This is a genomic window from Haloferax sp. s1, assembly GCF_058382125.1.
This window is the reverse complement of the sequence record NZ_JBZRPK010000380.1, coordinates 1-3,876: the sequence shown is the minus strand read 5'-3', so window position 1 is coordinate 3,876 and position 3,876 is coordinate 1. Positions and strand designations below refer to the sequence as shown.

The following is a 3,876-nucleotide window of genomic DNA, read 5'->3' as shown; positions in this document are numbered from 1 at the left end:
CCGGGGCACGGTGGGGGGGGGGGGCAAAAAGGGGGGCCACCCGGTTTGGGGTGTCAAACGGGGCCGGGGGAAGGGGTTCGCCGGGGGCGGGGTCCACCTGGTGGTGAAAAGTCGGGCCTCGACCGCCGAGTGGGCGCTCGTCGACGTCGACAGCACCCTGGTGTCCCCAGACCGGTTCGAGGGCATGCTCGACGAGTAGTTGGTCCGTCTCAGACAGTGAAGTGGGAGGCTCGGTGACGACGGTGTCTGACGAAGTCGGCGTTTCATCGACGAGGTCGAGATAAAACACCCACCGGGTCTCCGTGCTCTCGGTTCGCCCAGACTCAGTCACCGAATAGTACGTCCCATCTCGTTCGATAAACTGTGGTTCCGGGCGAGTTGTCGTACCGAACGAGCGGTCGTAGGCGAGTTGCCACCCGACGACATCAACTGTTCCCTCTTCGATGAGCGTGTCGACGAGTTCGCGTTTATACGAGTCCGGATAGTCAACCGAAAACTGCGCCTTGATTTGTGTTGGGTCCGCTTCGATAAAGGAATTCGTGAGTTCAGCCAGTGACTCACCAACTGGAGATGTACTGAACAGAAATGTTGTGCGTCCAACTGAATTGAGACATCCCGAAAACCCACCAATGCAGGATACGACAGCGGCCCTTGACAGGAGACCACGACGGGTAATTTGATCGGTCACTATATTATCATGTCATATAGAGATAAGTAGGTTTTGTGGGGTACTGTCTAGTTAAGCCAATTTGAGGACCGAGCAGGTCGTTGGGTTAGTTTGGGAAGTGGTCGCATACCTTTCAACGAATGCTTTGCGGCGGATTACGAAGAACTGTGGGAGCGTGAGCTGACGGCTTGACTACGCCGAATGAATCCACTGATTGAGTGATTTCCTCTCCCGTGGCCGATACATCTCCCTATTACACGATTGTGAAATTCAACGCCACTAACGAGTTTCAACGACGTCAAATAAGAATCCACGGCGAGAGCCGCGATAGCACTCAGTCGAGCGAGACGAACGGCAGGGTCGCCGGATTGCCGTCGCTGTAGTCGAGGACGGACGACTGCGACGCTTCATCGGGGACGATGAGGTCAGAAATGAGCGGTGCATCGTCGACTGCGCCCGATTTCGCACCGCCGAAGACGTACGCACCGCGTTCTTCTCTGACCGGGCGAAGCGTGCCGCGGTCTTCGGACTGCACTGCGGCGACGATTTCCAGTTCGTTCGCGTCGACGCCGCCGAAGGCCGTTCGGTCGAGCATGAGTGTCACCGTGTTCTCCTCAGTGTCGACTTCCTCGGTGAGCGCGACAGTGCTTCCCGATTCGTCGGTGAGGAGGGCCCCTGTCGCGTCGACGGCGCTCTTCGTGAAGCCGCTTACTTCGAGGCGGTAGTGCCACGGCGCTTCGAACGACACGTTCGCACCGAGGTCGTCGAGACTCTGTTCGGTCCCGCCGGGGTTACTCGGGTCGCGAACCCACAGAAGGAACAGTTGCGGCGAGAACCCACGGCCGCTGCCGAAGGCGTTGTACAGGTTCCCGACTTCGAAGGTCACCAGATACTCGTCCGGCGTCTGTTCGACCGTGACCGACGCCAGGTCGAACGCCCCGTCTTTGAAGGCCTCGTTGGTCGGATACGTGTATGCACCCGGACCGTCGTCGTCGCCCGTCGGGTCCGACAGCGTCGCGACGGTCTCCGGCGGTTTGACTGTCACCGTTTCGGTGGCGAGTGTTTGTCCATCCGCAGTTCTGACGGTCACGTCGTAGGTTCCGGGCGTGTCGATGGTGTACGAGAGCGTGTCTTCCTGGTCGGTCGCCCCCGGCGAGAACCGAACGTTCGAGGTCGCTTCCACCTCGCCGTCGACGACGATTTCGACCGTCGTACCGCCGATGTAGTCTCCGGTGTTCGACCCCGTCGCGGTCACAAACGTCGCTCGGACGAACGGGTCGTCTCGAATCGAGACATCGACGTCCTGTTCCGGGCGCTGGTACGTCGGAAGTCGCTCCAAATCCTCGTTGGTGGCCGGCCTGAGGCGAATCGCCGTCCCTCCGGTCTCTATCATCGACGCGAGAATCGTCGTCTCGGCCGTGACGAGTGCTTCGTCGACGCGGACCGCTTCGAGATTTGCATCGTACGCTGCCTCGATGCCATCGGAGTACAGCTCTGCGACGTACTTTCCTTTCGTGTGACCGAGGCCGTTCGATTTGCTGTGGCCCTTCCCTTTCGACTTGCCGCGACGCTTCCCGCTGGACTTCTCGTGGCTCTTTCCGTTCGAACGTCCCGGATTCGACGTGTGGCCCTCGCGTGCTCCCGGTGCGCTGTCGAGGAAGTCGAGCGGAATATCGAGCGCCCGGCCGTTTTCGCCGGTCATGGCACCGACGAACCACTCGTCTCCCTGCTTTCGTGCGACGACGAAGTCGAACGCCTCGACGGTCGGTCCGAGGGTCGGGTCTGTCTCGGGGTCTGGCATCGGCGCGTCGGGTTCCGTGACTGCTATCGAGTCGAGGTTGAAACCTCCCGTATCGTCGTCTCCGAGCGTGACGGTGACCTCGCTTGCACCGGCTGACAGCGAGACGCGAACGGAAACGGTACTCCATTCGTCCCAGTACGCCGTCGCCGGGAACGTCACCTGCTGTGTCTCTCCATCGGCGAGTACGGTTGCAGTCCGGGGAGTTCCCTCGGGAACGGCATTTTCTGTCGCGTCGCTCGCATAGCGGAGGTGGAGGTCGTACTCGCCGGCGGTTGGGTCGCTTTCGGCGGTCCACGAGAGCGAGGCACCGCTGTCGACGGTGTTCGAGTCGACAGGGACGTACTTGCCACCGGATGCACCGGCCCACTCCGCGGCGGTCGAAAAGCCGTCTCGTTCCGCATCTTCTGCCTGCGACACTGTCCCGACTTCGAGGGTCGGATCGCGGTCGGCGAGGTACGAACTCGGGAGGTCGGCGACCATCTGGAGACCGCTGAAGTACGTCGGATACATGGCGAGTTGCTTCGCGCGGGTCGTCTCGATACCGCCGGACCCGGAGTCCATATCGAAGATTCCCGGCGTGTACTCGACAGGGCCGCCGAGCATCCGGGTAAAGGGGAACGTAACGTGGTGCGATGGGCCAACCCGCCCGAACGAGTCGTATTCCTGCCCGAGGACGCCCTCTCTCGTCATCACGTTCGGGAAGGTCCGACGCTCTCCGGTCGGCTTGAGCGGTTCGTGAATCTCCAGCATCTGTCGGTGTTTGGCCGCCTCTCGGTACACGAGTCGGTGATGGTTGACGAGTGGTTGGCAGTGGTGATTGTACGTCTCACCGTCGATGCTAACGCCGCTGTCGGCGACGTACCCCGTCTTTATCGAGTGGATGCCGAGCGAGTCGTAGAATGCGAACGGACTCGAATCGGACTCCAGTTGCGACTCGTAGTTCGAGACGTTCCCCGCGGTTTCGTTGTGTGCGGTCATCCTGACCGGTGGGCTCAGACTTCGTCCGTAGTCTGTTACCGCCTCGATGTCGAAGTCCGGGTACGACTCGTCGAAGTCCATGGCGCTGCCGTCACCGGGATAGGTGTGCCATCCTTCGTTCCACCCCTCGACGAGGACGCTCGGAATGCCGTGTTCGCTGGCGAAGTCCATGTAGCGCTTCATGCGCTTTGTCTGCGCGCCGTGGTTTCCGGTTTCGGGGCCGCGGTACTCCCAGTCGGCCCGTCCGGTAATCATGAGCCACCACACGCCGAGGAACTTCTGCGGCTCTATCCAGTCGGTTCCGTGGGGGAAGTCCGCGGGGTCGTGCGGCTCGTTGAGGTTGACGACGAGGTTCGCTTCGACGAGGTCGCCCGGCCTCGACCCGACCTGAATCGTCCGCCACGGGGTTGCGTGGGGTGCCGTCGCCGCC

At 61.4% G+C, this 3,876-nt stretch carries 2 protein-coding genes; both read right to left on the bottom strand.

Annotated features, from left to right (window positions below; translation table 11 throughout):
• Window positions 1-688: hypothetical protein (locus QT222_RS04825; protein ID WP_491476480.1), on the bottom strand; the 688-nt coding region annotated here is incomplete at its 3' end.
• A gap of 313 nt (window positions 689-1,001) precedes the next feature.
• A partial coding sequence (locus QT222_RS04820) for a glucodextranase DOMON-like domain-containing protein (RefSeq protein WP_491476479.1) occupies window positions 1,002-3,876 on the bottom strand: 2,875 nt, incomplete at its 5' end.